The sequence below is a fragment of the Acidobacteriota bacterium genome, assembly GCA_039030395.1.
Lineage (GTDB): Bacteria > Acidobacteriota > Thermoanaerobaculia > Multivoradales > JBCCEF01 > JBCCEF01.
Genome location: JBCCEF010000002.1, coordinates 1 through 17,548, shown reverse-complemented (window position 1 = coordinate 17,548; position 17,548 = coordinate 1). Strand labels below are relative to the sequence as shown.

At 66.4% G+C, this 17,548-nt stretch carries 10 protein-coding genes; 6 read left to right on the top strand and 4 right to left on the bottom strand.

Going from position 1 to position 17,548, the window contains the following annotated elements:
• Window positions 1-158: 158 nt before the first annotated feature.
• Window positions 159-743, bottom strand: coding sequence for a histidine phosphatase family protein (locus AAF481_02485; GenBank protein MEM7480016.1), 585 nt, complete (start codon window positions 741-743; stop codon window positions 159-161).
• A 22-nt stretch (window positions 744-765) separates the two neighbouring features.
• Here AAF481_02485 and ppk1 point away from each other — a divergent pair, with 22 nt between their 5' ends.
• Together ppk1 and AAF481_02475 are read left to right on the top strand one after the other, a co-directional pair.
• Complete coding sequence (gene ppk1, locus AAF481_02480; protein MEM7480015.1) at window positions 766-2,967, top strand: polyphosphate kinase 1; 2,202 nt, start codon at window positions 766-768, stop codon at window positions 2,965-2,967.
• Between the two features lie 74 nt (window positions 2,968-3,041).
• Window positions 3,042-4,595, top strand: a complete 1,554-nt coding sequence (locus tag AAF481_02475) for a glycosyltransferase family 39 protein (GenBank protein MEM7480014.1) — start codon at window positions 3,042-3,044, stop codon at window positions 4,593-4,595.
• 9 nt (window positions 4,596-4,604) lie between these two features.
• Here the strand turns inward: AAF481_02475 and AAF481_02470 are convergent, their stop codons facing one another.
• Window positions 4,605-7,709, bottom strand: a complete 3,105-nt coding sequence (locus AAF481_02470) for a tetratricopeptide repeat protein (protein MEM7480013.1) — start codon at window positions 7,707-7,709, stop codon at window positions 4,605-4,607.
• 6 nt (window positions 7,710-7,715) lie between these two features.
• Window positions 7,716-9,644, bottom strand: coding sequence for an acetate--CoA ligase (acs, locus tag AAF481_02465; GenBank protein MEM7480012.1), 1,929 nt, complete (start codon window positions 9,642-9,644; stop codon window positions 7,716-7,718).
• Window positions 9,645-9,904: 260 nt separating this feature from the next.
• On the opposite strand from acs, the gene AAF481_02460 reads away from it, so the two are divergent.
• Entirely contained in the window at window positions 9,905-10,663 is a 759-nt protein-coding gene (locus AAF481_02460) for a delta-class carbonic anhydrase (protein MEM7480011.1), read from the top strand.
• Between the two features lie 50 nt (window positions 10,664-10,713).
• On the opposite strand, the gene AAF481_02455 is transcribed toward AAF481_02460, so the two are convergent.
• The gene (locus AAF481_02455) at window positions 10,714-12,486 is read right to left on the bottom strand and encodes a hypothetical protein (protein ID MEM7480010.1); all 1,773 of its coding nucleotides are present in this window, start codon (window positions 12,484-12,486) and stop codon (window positions 10,714-10,716) included.
• Between the two features lie 296 nt (window positions 12,487-12,782).
• On the opposite strand from AAF481_02455, the gene AAF481_02450 reads away from it, so the two are divergent.
• The 3 genes from AAF481_02450 to AAF481_02440 all read left to right on the top strand — a co-directional run bounded on the left by AAF481_02450 (window position 12,783) and on the right by AAF481_02440 (window position 17,355).
• Entirely contained in the window at window positions 12,783-15,863 is a 3,081-nt protein-coding gene (locus AAF481_02450) for a CHAT domain-containing tetratricopeptide repeat protein (protein ID MEM7480009.1), read from the top strand.
• A 10-nt stretch (window positions 15,864-15,873) separates the two neighbouring features.
• Entirely contained in the window at window positions 15,874-16,458 is a 585-nt protein-coding gene (locus tag AAF481_02445; protein ID MEM7480008.1) for a hypothetical protein, read from the top strand.
• Between the two features lie 99 nt (window positions 16,459-16,557).
• Window positions 16,558-17,355 carry a zf-HC2 domain-containing protein gene (locus AAF481_02440; protein MEM7480007.1) on the top strand — a complete coding sequence of 266 codons (798 nt, stop codon included), beginning with the start codon at window positions 16,558-16,560 and terminating at the stop codon, window positions 17,353-17,355.
• The last annotated feature ends 193 nt before the right edge of the window (window positions 17,356-17,548 follow it).

Below are 17,548 nucleotides of genomic sequence, written 5' to 3'. Positions count from 1 at the left end.
CTTCAGAGTCCGCCCGCGCCCGGGGCCTCGGCGAGTCGCCATGTACCCTGCTCTTATTGAGATTTCATCTCATCTAGTCGCCCAAAAGAGTACCATGCCGGTCCTATTTGTCAACGGGAATGGCCGGCGACTCCAGTCCGATCGCGGCGGGCGCTGGCTCAACCCGCGGGCGGCTCGCGAGCCGCCCGCTCGAGCAATTTCGGCGTCACCAGCCAGCGCAGTTCGCCGGTGCCTCCGGCGAGTTCCGACCACAGACCGGCCGGCAGGTCGATGCGGGCCATGGCGGCAGTGGGAAAGCGCACCGCGATACCGCCGGTGAGGACCGTCAGGACTTCGCTGATGGAGGGCTCATGACCGGCGAGGAGTACCGCTGCGGCAGCGTCCGGCTGCTCCCGCAGGGCGGCGAGGAGAGGATCCGGACCCTCCGCGTAGATGCGCTCCTCGGCGCGGAGCGCCGAATGCCAGCGGCCCGCCTCAGCGGCAATCTCCAGCGTGTCGAAGGCGCGCCGGGCCGGCGAGGCGAGGGCGATCTCGGGCTGCGGGCCAACGGCCGCCAAGAACCGCCCCATGCGGCGGGCGGCTCGCTCGCCGCGCGGCGCCAGTGGGCGGTCGCGGTCGTGATCGAAGGCGGCATTCCAGTCGGACTTGCCGTGGCGGAATAACAGGACGATCCGGCGAGTACTCTGCTGTGCGATCACTGGCGCGCCCGTCGGCGCCGGCTGAACCCTCGTCGTCACAGTCATCTGCTAGCCTTTCGCGCCCATCATGAACAAAGCCGCCAAAAACTCCAAGAAGAAAGCCGCGACTTCGGCGGCGAAGTCCTCGCTGATTCCGCTGGTGAAGGTGCCGGACCTACCCGAGCCGGAGTCGAGCCCGAAGTCCGATTCACCCTACATCAATCGCGAACTCTCCTGGCTGCGATTCAACGAGAGAGTGCTCGAAGAAGCCCTTGATACCCGGCACCCGCTGCTGGAGCGGGTGAAGTTCCTGAGCATCTTTTCGAGCAACCTGGACGAGTTCTTCATGATCCGGGTTTCCGGCCTACGGCGGCAGCTCGCCCTGGGTGCCCTCGAACCGCCACCGGATGGGCTGACTCCGGCGCAGCAGCTCGCCGCCATTCGCGAGCGCCTCATGCCGATCCTCGAAGAGCGCACCCGCTGCTGGAAAGAAGATCTGTTGCCAAAGCTGCGGCGCACCGGTATCCGGGTGCTGCGCTACGACGAACTGAAGAGCAAGCAGCGCAAACTGCTGCGGCGGCACTTTCGCAGGGAGATCTTTCCCACCCTCACACCGCTGGCCTTCGACCCTTCGCACCCGTTCCCGCACATTTCGAACCTCTCCATCAACCTGGCGGTGGAGATCAACGATCCGGGCCACGGCCAACGCTTCGCCCGTCTCAAGGTCCCCAACCTGTTGAATCGCCTGCTGCGCATTCCGACCGAGGACAAGGCCGAGAGCTACGAGCGCTTGGGCCTGGATCTGCCGCAGGCCACCCACTTCGTGTGGCTCGAAGAGGTGATCACCGCCAATCTCGACCTGCTCTTCCCGGGGCTGGAAGTGGCCGCCGCCTACCCCTTCCGGGTGACCCGCGACGCCGACCTGGGGATCGAGGAAGACGAAGCGTCAGACCTCCTGTCAGCGATGCAGGAAGTCGTTGGCCTGCGCCACTTCGGCTCCGCGGTCCGGCTGGAGGTCGACGACCGCATGCCCGAAGGCATCCGGGGGATCCTGGTGCGCAATCTCGAACTGGCGCCTTACCAGGTGTACGACGTCGAATCGCCCATGGGACTGTCGGACCTGATGGAACTCACCAAGGTCGAGCGGCCCAATCTCAAGGATCCGCCCTTCCTGCCGCGGGTGCCGCCCCAAATTGCGGCCGAGGACAGCCTATTCACCGCCATCCGCCGGCGCGATGTGCTGCTCTATCACCCCTACGACAGTTTCCAGCCGGTGGTCGACTTCGTGCGCCAGGCGGCGGAGGATCCAGACGTCCTAGCCATCAAACAGACGCTCTATCGGGTGGGCCCCAACTCCCCCATCGTCGAGGCGCTGATGGAGGCGCGGGAGAACGGCAAGCAGGTTTCCGTGCTGGTGGAACTGAAGGCGCGCTTCGACGAGGCCAACAACATCGTCTGGGCGCGCGCCCTGGAGCGCGCCGGGGTACATGTGGTCTACGGCCTGATGGGCCTGAAAACCCACGCCAAGATGTGCTTGGTGGTGCGCCGCGAGCGCGAGGGCATCCACCGCTACGTCCACCTCGGCACCGGCAACTACAACCCGGTGACGGCGCGAATCTACACGGATTTGGGCTACTTCACCGCCGATCCGAAGATCGCCGCCGACGTTTCCGATCTGTTCAACGCCCTCACCGGCTACTCGAAGAAGGTCGACTACCGCAAGCTGCTGGTGTCGCCGGAACGCATGCGCGACCAGCTCTTGGAGCGGATTCGACGGGAAGTGGAATTGCATCGCGAAAAGGGCGGCGGGCACCTCGCCTTCAAGATGAATTCGCTGGTGGACAAAGCCTGCATCGAGGCCCTCTACGAAGCCTCCCAGGCGGGGGTGAAGGTGGATCTCCAGGTGCGCGGCATCTGCTGCCTGCGGCCGGCGGTACCGGGACTGTCCGAGAACATTACCGTCACATCGCTGGTCGGGCGTTTCCTGGAACACGCTCGGATCTACTACTTCAAGAACGGCGGCAACGAGGAAATCTACCTCGGCAGCGCCGACCTCATGCCGCGGAATCTCGACGGCCGGGTAGAGGCCCTCTTCCCGGTGGAGGATCCGGCGCTGCGCGACCCACTGCGCGACGAGATCCTCTTCCTCCACCTGGAAGACACCCACCAGGCTCGGCGCCTCGAAGCGGACGGCAGCTACACCCGGCTGGCCCCCCCCAAGGGCCGCCGAGCCGTCAATGCCCAAACCCGCCGCCTTCGCCAACGGGGGTCGTGGCACCTGGAGGAGTAGGAGCGGGCCGTGAAACCTCTCGGCCCGCTGCCTCATCAGGTTTCACCATGGACTCTCGCAGTCTTTCCTCAACCTTGGCCCCGCTAGGGATTCGGCCGGCGGCGCGCTGGCCGCTAGTGGTGGTTCCCGCCGCCAAGCTGCTGTTTCATCTGGTCCTCTTCGCCGGCTACGGCATCTTCCGGGATGAGCTGTACTACATGGCCTGCGCCGAGCGCTTGGCCTTCGGCTACGTGGACCATCCACCGCTATCCATCGCCGCGCTGTGGCTGGTGCGCCTGGTGGCCGGCGATTCGCTGTTCGCCATGCGGGCGGTGCCGGCGCTGCTCGGCGCCGCGACGGTCCTCGCCACCGGCCTGCTGGTGCGCAAGATGGGCGGTCGAACCTTCGCCCAGATCCTCGCCATGCTCGCCGTCGGCTGGGCTCCGGTGCTGCTGAGCCTGCAGCACTTCTACTCGATGAACGCCTTCGACCTCCTCTTTTGGTCGCTGGCGGCGCTGACCTGGGCCTACCGCGACGACCTCGGCGCCCGGCACACCTGGCTGCTGCTGGGACTTCTCCTCGGCCTGGGTCTACAGAACAAGATCAGCGTGCTGTGGCTCGGCGCCGGCCTGCTGGCGGGTGTTGTGGCGACTCCTCGGCGGCGGGACCTCGCCACTCGCTGGCCCTGGATCGGGGGACTGCTGGCGGCGGTGCTCTTTGCTCCCCACCTCATCTGGCAGGTGGCCCACGACTGGCCGACCCTAGAATTCATCGACAACGCCACCGGTCACAAAATGGTGAGCCGATCGCTCTTCGAGTTTTTCCGTTCCCAGATCGACATGATGAACCCGCTGACGGCGCCGCTGTGGCTCGGCGGTCTCCTGTGGCTTTTCTTCGCCCACCGCGGCCAATCCTTCCGATCCTTGGGGTGGGCCTACTTGGTCGTCTTCGCGCTACTCGCCGCCAGCGGCACCAGCCGGCCCAACTACCTGGCACCGGCCTATGGCTGGCTCTTCGCCGCCGGCGCCACCGGCTTCGAAGGGCTCACCCAGGCGCGCTGGGCGCGCTGGACCCTGCGTCCGGCGGTGGCCGCGCTGCTTCTGGTGGGCGCGGCGGCGATCGCGCCGCTGGCCATTCCGATCCTGCCGGTGGACTCCTACATCGAGTGGGCGAAGACCCTGGGCGCCGAGCCCTCCACTTCGGAACGCAAGGAACTCGGCGCGCTCCCCCAGTTCTACGCCGACATGCACGGCTGGGACGAGATCGCCGCCACCGCCGCCACCGTCTACGACAGCCTGCCGGCGGACGAGCGCGCCCGCACCGTCATCGCCGCACCGGACTACGGCGTGGCCGGCGCCATCGAACGGCTGGGCCGCCAGCGGGAACTGGCGCCGGTCGCCTGTGCCCACAACAGCTACTGGCTATGGGGACTGGAGACGTTGGCAGAATTCGACCCCACGGAACTCACGGTGATCCAGATCGGTGGTGAATTCGATGACCTGGCAGCGGTCTTCGGCCAGGTCGAGCGGGTCGCCCATACGGACTGCGGCTACTGCATGCCCTACGAAGACGGGCGCCCGGTTTACCTCGCCCGCCGGCTTCAGGTACCGGTGGAGACGGTGTGGCAGGCTTCCAAACACTTCGATTGAAGTACCGCCCTACCCCTGGTATTTCGCCCGCAAGGCCCGCGCCTCGCCGCCCCGCCCCTCGGCCTCCAACAAAACCGCCAAACGCGCGACCACCGGCCGCAGAGCGAGCGCGGAAACGGGGCGCTGGTCGGCGATGTCGAGGGCGCTTCGGTAGCGGGCTTCCGCCTCGGCGATATTGCCGACACTCTCTTCCACGGCACCGAGGCTTCCGAGCGTTCCGATCAGCTCCGGGTGATCCTCACCCTGTACCCGCTGGCGCAATTCCAGTGCCTGGCGCAGCAACTCTTCGGCCACCTCCGGTTCGCCCTTCGCCAGGTGGAAGGAAGCCAAACTCTCCAGGCTGTTGGCGCGCAGCGGATGATCTTCCCCGAAGGCCTGCCAGCGAGCATCCAGCGCCTGGCGGATGAGTTCTTCCGCCCGCTCTAGGTCTCCCACCTCCAGGTACGCCATGCCGAGCGGGTCGCGCACGTCGGCCAGCCAGGGATGGTCTTCGGCCAGGCTCTTCCGCCGGATCTCGTGGGCGCGCTCGAGCACTTCCACCGCGCGCGCCACGCGATCTGTCGCGCGGTAGAGCACACCCAGGTACTCCAGGTTCAAGGCGGTGCGGTCGTGCTCCCGGCCGAGGCGTTCCTCGAGCACCCCTTGCGCCGCCGTGAGCTGCTCTTCGGCCGCTTGCTCCTGCCCCGCCTCCAACAGCACCATGCCGAGGTTGGTCCGCACCTTGGCGACATCCGGGTGGTCCGGACCGAGGGAGGTGAGCCGGACCTCCAGAGCGCGTTCCATGTACTGCCTCGTCGCCTCGTAGTCGCCTTGCCCGTAGGCGTTGACAGCGAGATTGTTGTAGAGCGCCGCCAGGCTCGGGTGATCGGCACCGAGCAGGCGGCTGTTGATGGCGAGGGCCTCCTGGTAGTGGCGGTCGGCCTCGGCGTTCTCGCCGAGCATACTCTGCAGGGCGCCGACGTTGGTGAGGGATCTCGCGACGTCTTCATGGTCGGCACCGTAGAGCTGCCGGCGGACTTCGAGGGAGCGTTCCGCCGCCGCCAAGGCCTCCTCGATACGGCCCAGCGCGCCCAGCGCCGTCGACAGGTTGATCCACGCCGTCGCTACCGCCGGATGTCGGGAACCGTGGATCGCTTCGACTTCTGCCAAGGCCTCCTTGTGCAGCCGCGCCGCCTCGTCGCTGTCGCCTCGCTTGCCGGCCACCACCCCCAACTTGTCCAGCACCTGAGCCAACGATGCCCGGTGGTCCGCGCCGGCGGCGCGATAGAGCCGCGCCGCCTCGGAGAGCTGGTCCTGGGCATCCTCGAAGCGCCCCTCCTCGATCGCCACGTAGCCGGACCCTTGCAGGACCTCTCCCCGATACACCGGCGAAGCCGCGGGATGACGATCGGCGAACGCCAGGGCCGCGGCATAGAGCGAGCTCGCGTCATCGTAGTCGCCCTGCTGGTTGCGGGTCCACGCCAGGCCGGCCTGAGCCGCCATCCAGTTGTCCGGATGCTCTGCTTTGAGGTCTTCGAGGATCGCAAGGGCGCGGCGGAAGTGTTCCTCGGCAGGTTCGTAGAGCCCAAGATTCTGATAGCTCGAAGCGATGCTGTGGAGGAAGCGCGAACGGGCAAGGGGCTTGTCCGCAAAGCGTTCGTCGGCCAGGTCACTGCCGTGGGAAAGGAGATCGCGGGCGGTCACCTGCTCGCCCCCGGAGCGGTCCGGCGCCGCCAGCCGAAACAGCTCCACCATGTAATTCGACACGGCCCGAGTCTCGGCCAAGGCCTGGCGGGCGGCCTCGGCTTCGTTGCGCGCCTGGATCAAACCGACGCCGGTGCCGGCGATGCCGGCCAACAGGGCCAGCAACAGCAGGGCCGCGGCGCCGACGGCCAGCCGGTGTCGGCGAGCGAACCGGCCGGCACGGTAGGCCAGGGTTGGCGGCCGGGCCTCGATCGGCTCATCGCTCAGATGGCGCTCGATGTCCGCAGCCAGCTCGCTGGCCGAGCCGTAGCGCCGCTCCGGCTCCTTGTCGATGGCCTTCATGACGATCCAGTCGAGATCGCCGTCGAGGGCTCGGGAGACGGACTGCGGCGGCAGGCTGCGATGCTCTGCCGAGCCCTCCTGGGAGTCATCGTCCAGGGAGCGCCAGCGGGTGCTCGGGCGTTTCGGCACCTCTTCGGCGATGCGACCCAGTATCTTGAGCGGATCGTCCGATCTCTTGCCGATCGGGCGCACGCCCACGAGCAGCTCATAGAGCATCACCCCCAGGGCGTAGACGTCGCTCCGGGTATCGACCTGGGTGCCATCGCGCACCGCTTCGGGGCTCATATAGGCCGGCGTTCCGAGCACCTTCGCGCGGGTGAGGAGAGTGCCGTCGACCAGCGGCTGATCGAGAGCCTTGGCGATGCCGAAGTCGATGATCTTGACCAGCGGTTGCCCGTCGTGGTCGGTCACCAGAACGTTCGAAGGCTTGAGGTCGCGATGCAGGAGGCCTTTCTGGTGGGCGTAAGCGACACCTTCGCAGAGAGTCCGGAAGAGCTCCAATCGACGCCGAATGTCGAGGCGCTCGCGGTCACAGAACTCAGTGATCGACACCCCTTCGACCAGTTCCATGGCGAAGTACGGCGTGCCGTCGTCGGTACTGCCAGCGTCGTACATCTGGGCGATGTTGGGGTGGGTCAAGCGAGCGAGGGCCTGACGCTCCGCCTGGAAACGCATGCGCCCCTGCGGGTCGAGGAGCGCAGCCGCCACCACCTTGAGGGCCACCCGCCGCCGCACCGGCTCCTCTTGCTCCGCCAGGTAGACGGCGCCCATTCCACCGCGGCCCAGGAGGTCGAGAATGCGATAGGGGCCGAGACGCTCCGGCAGCGAGATCTCTGGAGCGAGGGCCTCGCCGTCGGCCGGTGGCTGATGCGCCGGCGACGAGGGGTCCCAGGCCCGATGGAGCGGCAGGCCGTGGCGCTGCGTCGCCGGGGCGTTGGAGGTTTCGAGATTCAGCAGGTCGTCGACCCGGCGGCGTAAGGCTTCATCGCCGCCGCAGGCCCGGTCGAGAAACGCTCGACGGTCGTCGTCGTCGAGGTCGAGGGCGCTGGAGAGGATTCTGTAGAGAGCCTGGCTTCGCTCGGCGCTCATCAACCCCTAACGCTCCCGATGGGCCGCCACCAGCTTCTCCACCACCGCCGGATCGGCCAGGGTGGAGATGTCCCCCAGGTCGTCGTACTCGCCGGCGGCGATGTTGCGCAGGATGCGGCGCATGATCTTGCCGGAACGGGTCTTCGGCAGGCCCGGAGCGATCTGGATGCGATCCGGCCGAGCGATCGGGCCGATCGCCTGGCGCACCTGCTCCTTGAGCAAGCCGACCAGTTCCTCGGCGTCGCTGTCTGCAAAGTCCGGTGTGACCAGCACGTAGGCGAAGATGCCGGTGCCCTTGATCTCATGCGGGTAACCCACCACCGCCGCTTCGGCCACCGCATCGTGGGCCACCAGCGCGCTCTCCACCTCGGCGGTGCCCAGGCGGTGACCGCTGACGTTCAGCACATCGTCCACCCGGCCGGTGATCCAGTAGTAGCCGTCGGCGTCCCGGTGGCAGCCGTCGCCGGTGAAGTAGTAGCCCGGATACTGACTGAAGTAGGTCTCCCGGAAGCGCTGGTGGTCGCCCCACAGAGTGCGCGCCTGGCCCGGCCAGGAGCGCGCCATGCAAAGGTTGCCGCGCACGTCATTGCCCTCGATCACTTGGCCGTCGTCGTCCATCAGCACCGGCTCGATACCGAAGAGCGGCAGCGTCGCCGAGCCCGGTTTGGTAGGCGTGGCGCCGGGCAACGGGGTGATCAGGATACCGCCGGTCTCCGTCTGCCACCAGGTGTCCACCACCGCCGAGCGGCCGTTCCCGACCACGTTGTGGTACCAATCCCACACCTCCGGATTGATCGGCTCGCCGACGGTGCCCAGCACCCGCAGGGAATCGCGCCGATACTCGGTCACCCAGGAGTCGCCCTCCCGGGCGATGGCGCGGATTGCCGTCGGCGCGGTGTAGAACACCGTCACCCCGAGATCGTCCACCAGTCGCCAATAGCGGCCGGGATCCGGATACAGCGGCGTGGACTCGAACATCACCGTTGTCGCGCCGTTGGTCAAGGGGCCATAGACAATGTAGCTGTGGCCAGTGATCCAGCCGATGTCCGCCACGCAGGCGTAGACGTCGTCAGCGTGGACATCGAACACCATCTGATGGGTCAAGGAGGTGTACACCAGATAGCCGGCGGTGGTGTGCATCACCCCTTTGGGCTTGCCCGTCGAACCGGAGGTGTAGAGGATGAACAGTGGATCCTCCGCATCCATCCACTCGGCCGGGCACACCGGCCGCTGCCGGGCCACCTCGTCGTCCAGCCAGAAATCCCGGCCGTCCACCATCTCCGACGGATGATCCGTCCGGCGGGCCACCAGCACCGCATCGATCTCCAGACCCTCGACGGCGGCGTCCGTCGTCTCCTTCAAGGGAATGGTCTTGCCGCCGCGCAACCCCTGATTGGCGGTCACTACCACCCGACACTCGGCGTCCTCGATACGGTCGCGAAGAGCATCCGCCGAGAAACCGGCGAAGACGATGGAATGCACGGCGCCGATGCGGGCGCAGGCGAGCATGGTGAAAGCCAGTTCCGGGATCATCGGCAGGTAGATGCACACCCGGTCGCCGCGTCGCACCCCGTGGGCTTTCAACACATTGGCCACCCGGCACACCTCACGGCGGAGCTGCCGGTAGGAGATGCGCTCGTACTCGCCGGCTTCGTCCTTCGCCCAGATGATCGCCGTCTTGTCCGGTGTCGCCGCCGCATGGCGATCCACGCAGTTGAAGCTGGCGTTGAGCTGGCCGCCGGCGTACCAGGAGATATCCACCTCCCGGTAGTCCCACTCGCCCACCGTCTCCGGCTCCTGGAACCAGCTCAACCGCTCCCCCTGATGACGCCAGAAGGACTCGGGATCCTCCAACGACTCCCGGTAGATGCGGCGGTACTCGTCGAGGGACGGAATGTGGGCGCCTGCGGCCAGATCGGGCTTCACCGGAATCATCGAATCTCTCCTGCCATTAAACTGGGTTCGACCTATCGAATCGCACAGTCGGTACGGTCGTCAAGGGCACCGCAGAACTTGCTTGACCGAAAGAATTCGCCATCACATACTCGCCCCACGCCGAGGCGGCGCGCGGGGGCCTCAACCACTCGCCGTCGAATCAAGGTTTGAGGTATCCGTCCTGGAGAGGAAGAAGAATGAAAAAGCTGCGCCCGATGGGAAGAATCGCCACTGGAGTTCTGACCGCCGCCCTGCTGGCTATGCCGACGAGCGCGGAGGATGTCTGTCAGGGATTCGGCCCGCAAACCCCGCGCGACATCGACCAGAAGGCCGGTGAGAATCCTCGCGTTTTCGGATTCGCGCCGGAGTCCACACAGATGAATCTCTGCAACATCCACTTCCACAAGCACGCTGAGCACAAGGCCAGGGCCTATTCGGTCGCCGCCAATCCAGGGCACGGACATTCGGAACATCCGGGAGTCGGAGGCGGGTTCCGCTGCAACGACAGCGAGGCACTGCCGGCGGAGCTTCTGCAACCCGCCGCCGCGGACGACTGTAAGCTCATCGAAGCCGGCGACACCATCGAAGTGCATTGGGTCCACACCTCCTGCGACATTACCCCGGGGCCGACCCTCGGCGCCTGCCTGTCACCGGACAACTGCGCCAACCCCGGTCTACGGGTAGAGGCCCAGGTCTTCCTGCTGGTCAACGATCCGGCAGCCCTCGACTTCGCCGAATTCGCCTACGGCGGCAACGTTGTCAACGGCTATCACCAGGCGAAGACCTTGCCCGGGGACACCGGAGAGCCGGTGAAATTCCTCGGCTCCACCACCGGCCCGAAGTACAACGACGGTAGCTGCTCCAATCTTCAGGTCTCTTGGAGCGTCCGACCGGAGTGCGCCCGCCTCGACATCCACAGCCTGCATCGCTGGTGCAAAGACAACGCCTTCAACGAACACGAGGCCCACGGCGTTCGCCACCTGGTGACCGACGTCAAGCTGCTCTCTCCCATCGATTAGGGCTCTGAGTTCGCTGGAGGTGCAAGAGATCCGCGAGTAAGAAAGGTGGGCTAGTCCACCGCCGCCGACCAGGCGGCGGTGTTACCGCTTTCGAAGCCGTCGTCGAAGATTTCTCGGGCGCCGCCGACGTCCCCGATGTACTCATCGAAGCCGAGATCCAGGGTGCCGATGCCGTTGATATTGCCGGCACTATCGTACCCCCGCGCCTGAAGGTCGATGTCCGTCCAGATGGGGAAGAAGTGGGCGTCGCAAAAATCGATCGCAGGGGAGGTCGACTGCAGATGCAGGTTGCCGCTTGCGGGGCTGACGAACCGTGGGTCCTGGCCGACGATGGAGTTGCCCGCCACCATGTTGGTGGCGTCGTCCATCAGCAGGCATCGGCCGATGTTTCCGGAGCCGGCGGAACCTCGGGTATCGTCGAGGATGCTCGCCTGCAGGTCGATCATCGCACCGCTCGAAGTACTCGCCACCCAGCTTTGGAGAATCGGATCGCCGCTTCCGTTGACCAGCCAAGCATTGCGCGCCGCGGTGACGAATCCCGCCTCCACCATGGCGCCGTCGGAAGCTTCCAGCAGCGCGACAGCGCGATTGTTCCAAAAAGCGACTCCTTCGAGCCGCAGATGGGAAAAGGTACCCTCCACCCGGATCACCGGTCCCGGTGAACTCGAACCGACATTTTCATTCACGAAGGCGCGGGAGATCTCAGCGCGACCGTTGGGGGCGACGAATAAAGCACTGCCGTTGAGTCCGTTGCAGCGATTGCCGACCAAGGTGTTGCAGTAGGGAGCGTTCGGGCAGCTCACGGAACTCGACCGATTGAGCTGCAGCACGGCGTTCTGATTCACCAACACGCCGCCGCCGCCGAACAGGGCCTCGTTGTCGTTGATCTCGATGTTCGAGGCTTGCGCCCGGGTACCACTGCTTCGAAGGTAGAGACCTCCTCCATAGTCAGCGAGATTGCCTTGGACTCTCACCGGCGAATCGGCATCGCCGCCGGCAAAGAGATCCGCACCGGTCTCCAGGTAAATGCCACCGCCGCTGCCGCTGGCTTCGTTACTGTGCACGAAGGCCCCGGGCTCCAGGCTGATGGTGCAGCCGTGGCGGGCAAGAATGCCGGCGCCGTTCACCGCCCGGTTGAGCTGCACGCGACCGCGAACACGCACCATGGTGTTTTGACCGCTCGTCGAGTCGATGCGCCGGCCGCAGGAGATGCCGCCGCCAAGCAGCTCGGAGGTGTCCGGTGCGAAATTCTCAGATACGGCGGAGTTCTCGTCGATCCGGACATCCGCTCCGTCGAACACGTGGATTCCCGGAGCGCCGTGGTGGACGAGGGTGTTTTCCAACTCGACCCAGCCGCCGCGCACCCTCAAGGCGTCGCGCTTCAACTCGGCTCCCGGATCGAGGGTGGACCATTCGCCGAGGATGAACAGATTGCGAAGAATCACCTGCCGCCGCGGAGCCTCCGGGCCGTCCCTGACGATCTGGAAGGGGCCCCAGCTATTTCCGTTGGCGAGACCCGCGATACCCGTCTTCTCGCTCGATGGAGCGGTGCTGGCGCAACGATTCCAGCCGCCGCTGATGACCAACCGGGCCGAGTTGATGGAATTGCCGACGCTGACATCCTCAAACTGGATTTCGTTCTTCGTCAGGCGGATCTCGTGCTCACCGGGGGCATTCGCCAGATTGACCGCATGCTGCACGGAAGAGGTGTCGCATCCGGCGCCGGTACCGACGCGCCAGATCGCGGCCTCGGCGGCGCCGCCAAAGATCGCCGCCGACAGGCCGACCAGGAACCAACCGAAGGGTCGAAGAAGTAAAGGCATGGCATGCTCCGGGAGAGAATTGAAAGCGAATCTGGCCGCAAGCGGCCGGCGGTGCTTTCCCCGACCGTCGCTCGGGTCGAACGGGCGTTACACCTATACTCGCCTGGACCCCTACGACCACCCCCCAGATGATTCTCCCCCTCCGACATCCCAGTCTCGGCTCTCGCGGGACCGCAGTACGCCCTTCTCGGCGGTTGCGCAGCCTCGTCCCGCGATGCGGCGCAGTCCTGCTCGGGCTGTGGGTGGCGGCGAGTTCGTTCGCGGCGCAGGAACCCCTGCCGCCGAAGGGTGCCGAGGTGAGCCTAGAACTCGCCGTCGGCGAAGAACGCACCTTCTCTGCGCCGCTGGCGGCGGGCGAACTACTGCACGTCGTCGTGGCGCAGGACACCATCAACGTCGAGCTCGAGCTCTTCGAGACCGGAACGACCGAGGACGAGACTTCGATCTGGCGCGCCAACCTCCGGCCGTGGGCCTGGGGCGAGGAGTTCCTCTTCGCCCTACCTTCGCGCCCGACGAACTACCGCCTCGTGGTCCGTTCGGTGAGTACCCGCGCCGGGTCGGTACGGCTGCGGGTGGAGCGGCGCGGCCGGGCCACCAGCCGAGACCGGCTGCGCTTCGAGGCCGAAAGGGCCTACCATTCCACCCGCTTCACCCGCGCCCAGCGCGGCCTCGGCCTGGTGGACGACGAATGGGTGAGCCGAGCGCGGGGCGCCGCTCGTCGGTTCGCGGCCCTCGATCTCCCGGCACGCCAGGCCTTCGCCCTCAAGCGAGTAGGCGACCTGCTGATTCAACTCGGACGACCGCTGGACGCTCTGAAACCCCTGGAAGAGGCGATCGCCATCGCCCAGGCATCCGGCCATTCCTGGCCGGAGTGCCGCGCCCGGCTGACCTGGGCCGAAGCGGTCTACGCCCGCAGTGTCGATGAGGCCCTCGCCGCCGAGGAGTACATCCTCGCCAACTTCTCCGCTGAAAGCGAGCTACCCTGCCGCATGTCGACCCTTCGGCTGCTGGTCTACGACCTCAATCAGAAAGGAGATCACCGGCGATCGATCGAACTGTTCGAGGAAGGCCTACCGCTCACCGAACGCCTCGACGCCCCGTGGGACCGCAGCGCCCTGCACATGAACGTCGGATCCGCCTACCTGAACCGGGGTGACCTGGTGAAAGCCATCGAAGCCTACGCCGCCGCTCACCGTGGCTACCGGAACCGGGGCGACCCGCGCAACGCCATTCTCGCCCTCGAAAATCAAGTGACCGCACTGCGCGCCCTCGGTGAGGAGAAAGGGCTGGTCGCGAAGCATCGAGAGAACATCGCGTTCGTCGAAAACCACGGCCAGATCGAAGACCTTCTGGGCGCGCTGGTCAACTATGGGGAAACGCTTTTGGCGCTCGACCGACCGGCCGAAGCCGAGACGGTCTTCCGACGCGCCGTCGCCGAGGCGGAGAATGCGCCTCTCGAAGCCCAAGCTCCCGCTTGGCGAGGAATGGGCTTGGCGCTGATGGACAGCGGGCGCCTGACCGAGGCCAAACCCTTTCTGGACCGCGGGCGAAGGGCTCATCTAGACATCGGAAATTTCCCGCGGGCCATCCGCGACACGGAGATTCTCGGGCGCTGGCAAGAGGCGTCGGGCTTGCTGCAAGAAGCCGCGACCAGCTACCTTTCCGCCGCCGATCGAGCGGAGCAGCTCCGCCTCACCCCGCTGGAGTTGACCTCACGGATTCAGGCGGCGGAGCTGCTCTGGCGCCTGAAACGCCCGTCGGCCCGGACTCAGCTCGATCGCGCCATCGAACTCGCCGAGGATGTCCGAAGGCGCCTGCCCACGGATCGTTTTCGCTCGTCCTTCGCCCGGCTTCTCCGCCGGGTCTACGATCTCGCCCTGGAACTGGAGCTAGCGCCCTCGACCGGCACCGTCGGACCTTCGCCCGACCAGATCGAGCGCGCCTTCCTGCTCTCGGAGCGGTCCCGGGCGCGGTCGCTGAGAGAATTCCTGGAGGCCTCCCGCAACGCCGTCACCGCCGAGATGGATCCCCAGCTCGTCGAGCGCGAACGCGGCCTCCTCGAACGAGCGGAAAGTCTGGCGAGACAACGGTTCGAGTTGCTGCAAGGTTCGCCGACACCCGACCCCAAGACACTGTCCGAATTCGACGCCGCGATCGCGAAGTCGGAACTCGATCTCGAGGTGATCGCCGCGGAGCGCTACCGGCGCGATCCCCGGAGGGCCGCGCTGCTCGACGCCCGACCGGTCGATCTCCCCCAGGCCCAGGCCGCCCTGGGAAACCGCACCCTGGTGTCGTTTCACTTCCTCGAGGATCGTCTGCTGGTCTTCGTAGTGAAGAGCGACGGCATCACCCTCGACACCCTTCGGCCCAGCGCCGATCTCCCCGCCAAGGCTGTCGCCCTCGCCCAGGCTTCGAGCCAGCCCTCGCGCTTCGTCGCCCGCTTTGCGGAGGACTCCTATCGCCTCTGGCGGGAGCTCCTTGCGCCGCTCGCGTCGCACCTGGATGGTGATTCGCTGATCATCAGCCCCGACGGCTGGTTGCACCAGATCCCCTTCGAGGCCCTGTTGATCGAGGCGCCGGCACCCACGGACACTTGGTCCGATCTCCGATTCGCCATCGAGCGCTATCGGATCAGCTATGCACCATCCGCCGGCGTCTTGGCCAGTCTGCAGCGGGCCGGCCCTCGCCCCAACACAGCGCCCAACCTGGTCGCCCTGGGAGATTCCCTCGCCGACCGGCCCCGGCCCGCCCTGCCGGCGCGAAGAGCCGGTGGCTCCGAAAAGCCTTCCTTCGGCCCCCTGCCCTACGCCCGCCAAGAGGTCGAGACCGTCGCCCGCCTGTTGGCCCAGAAAGAGAGCGAAGGGGACGACGAGATCGCGGGACACATTTTCCTCGGCGACCAGGCCACCGAGACGGTGGCCCGCTCGAAGCTGGCGGCGGAGGCTCGCTACCTCCACTTCGCTGCCCATGCCTACGTCGACCCCGAGTTGCCAAACCAGTCGGCCCTTCTCCTGGTACCGGACCGGGAGCACGACGGTCTGCTGCAGCTACGGGAGATCCTCCACCTCCGCTTCGCCGCCGATCTGGTGACCTTGTCCGCCTGCCAGAGCGCCGCCGGACGGCAAGAGAGCGGCGAAGGGGTGATGAGCCTGGCGCGGGGCTTCCTATTTGCCGGGGCGTCGTCCCTCGTGGCGAGCCTGTGGGAGGTCTCGGACAGCGCCACTCAGGAGCTGATGGTCGGCCTCTACGGACGACTCCTCGCCGGCGAGTCGAAGGCGGAGGCCCTGCGCGCCGCCAAACTCGACCTGGTGGACCGGCCCAGATCCGCCCATCCGTACTACTGGGCCCCCTTCGTCTTGATCGGCAATCCGGAATAGCATCCCCTCCGTGGCATTCGAGCAAGCCAGAGAACCGGATCGGGACCGCCTCATCATCGAAGGGCTGCTGGCGGGCGATCCATCCAGCGTTCAGCGAATTCGCGGCTGGATCCGCCTCACCGCCGGTCGCTATCGGCGCTTCCTAGTGAACGACCTCGAAGATCTCGAACAGGAGATCCTCACCTCCCTGCTGGTCAACCTTTCGAGCGAGGGGTTTCGGTTCGCCAGCCGACTGGAGACCTACGTCAGCCGCATGGTGCACTACAAGTGCATCGATCGCATGCGCGCCGGCTCGCGGCGCGAGTGGGTCGACGTGGCGGACTTCCAGTTCCCGACGGACGGTCGGTCCGCCCTGGAATCGCTCCAGCGGCGCCAATCCGTCGAACAGGCCCTGCGGGTCGCCGACAGCCTGTCGCAGGCCTGCCGAAAGCTATGGGCGATGGTTCGGGAGGGCTTGAGCTACTCCGAGATGGCGCGGCGGACCGGCGTCGCGCCGGGCACCCTGCGGGTGCGGGTGCTGCGCTGCCGCAGGCAGGCGGTCGAGACGCGGGAGAAACTGCTGGCCAACGAAGCCAAGTGGACCCGTAACGGATGAATATCGGCACCGACCGTCCCGTGCGAAGGAAGAACGGCCTCGCTGTTCACCCCCTCGCCGGGACCGACTCGGTGTCCGAGTGAGCCAGAGATTGACTTCATGGACTGCCAAAGCACCAGCGAATACCTCCCCTTCCTGCTCAACGGGAGCCTCGAAGAAGGGGAAAAACATGAGGTGCTCGCCCACCTCGGCACCTGCGAAGACTGTCGCCGAGAATTGCGGGACGCCGCCTTCGTCTGGACAGCCACCGGCACTCACCCGCCGGCGGAAGTACTGCTCGACTACGCCGAAGGCCGCGAGCTTGCCGGCTTCCCGCGCGACCTGCTGGAGCGCCACCTCGCCGACTGCGAGGTCTGCGCCAACGCCGTCGAAGCGGCGAGCGGCGCCGTGGCGGAGACCTTGCCGTTACCGGACCCTCCGCCGGCGTCTCGCCGGCCCAAGGACCGCTCCGCGAGGAGCTGGCGAGTCTTCGCCGTGGCGGCGAGCATCGCCCTTTTCGCCGTCTGCGGGGGCTGGCTGTGGTCACGCCTCGTCCCCGAGAAACCGCGGGGCGATATCCATGTCGTCGAGCTGATAGCCATCGACGACCGGGTCCGAAACGCCGGCGGCACAGCCGTCGAGGTACCACCGGAGGGTCCGATGTTGATCCTCCTCATCCCGCCGGCGGATCGCCTCCGGGACGATCTCGATACCGCGACCTACCGCTTGGTCGGAACCGCCCCGGACGTCGGAGCTCTCTTTACCGTCAACGACCTCGCCTTGAGCCCGCGGGGAGATTTCACCGTTCTGCTCCCTTCCGATTCCCTGGCGAATGCGGCGCTCGATCTGCGCCTGGAGTCGCGGCAAGACGGCCAATGGCAACCCTTCGCCCACTACCGAATCAGGCCCTCGCCCTGAGCCCAGTAAAGGGTGCCACCCAAATGTTCGGTGGCAAGGGGTGCTGCCAGAAAAGGGTGCCACCTGAAAGTCGAAATGGCGCGTCTATGCAGTTTTCGGGGAAGAGCGTTTTCGGCTGCGAGCGATCCTCGTCTCCCTCTGCGTCTCCCTAGGGCATGGGAAGACCATTGCTCTACGTACCCCCCGGTGGCGG

What these genes read in the sequence shown, in the direction of transcription:
- AAF481_02485 (MEM7480016.1), bottom strand. Translation starts at nt 743, where the DNA reads ATGACTGTGACGACGAGGGTTCAGCCGGCGCCGACGGGCGCGCCAGTG.
- ppk1 (MEM7480015.1), top strand. Translation starts at nt 766, where the DNA reads ATGAACAAAGCCGCCAAAAACTCCAAGAAGAAAGCCGCGACTTCGGCG.
- AAF481_02470 (MEM7480013.1), bottom strand. Translation starts at nt 7,709, where the DNA reads ATGAGCGCCGAGCGAAGCCAGGCTCTCTACAGAATCCTCTCCAGCGCC.
- acs (MEM7480012.1), bottom strand. Translation starts at nt 9,644, where the DNA reads ATGATTCCGGTGAAGCCCGATCTGGCCGCAGGCGCCCACATTCCGTCC.
- AAF481_02460 (MEM7480011.1), top strand. Translation starts at nt 9,905, where the DNA reads ATGCCGACGAGCGCGGAGGATGTCTGTCAGGGATTCGGCCCGCAAACC.
- AAF481_02455 (MEM7480010.1), bottom strand. Translation starts at nt 12,486, where the DNA reads ATGCCTTTACTTCTTCGACCCTTCGGTTGGTTCCTGGTCGGCCTGTCG.
- AAF481_02440 (MEM7480007.1), top strand. Translation starts at nt 16,558, where the DNA reads ATGGACTGCCAAAGCACCAGCGAATACCTCCCCTTCCTGCTCAACGGG.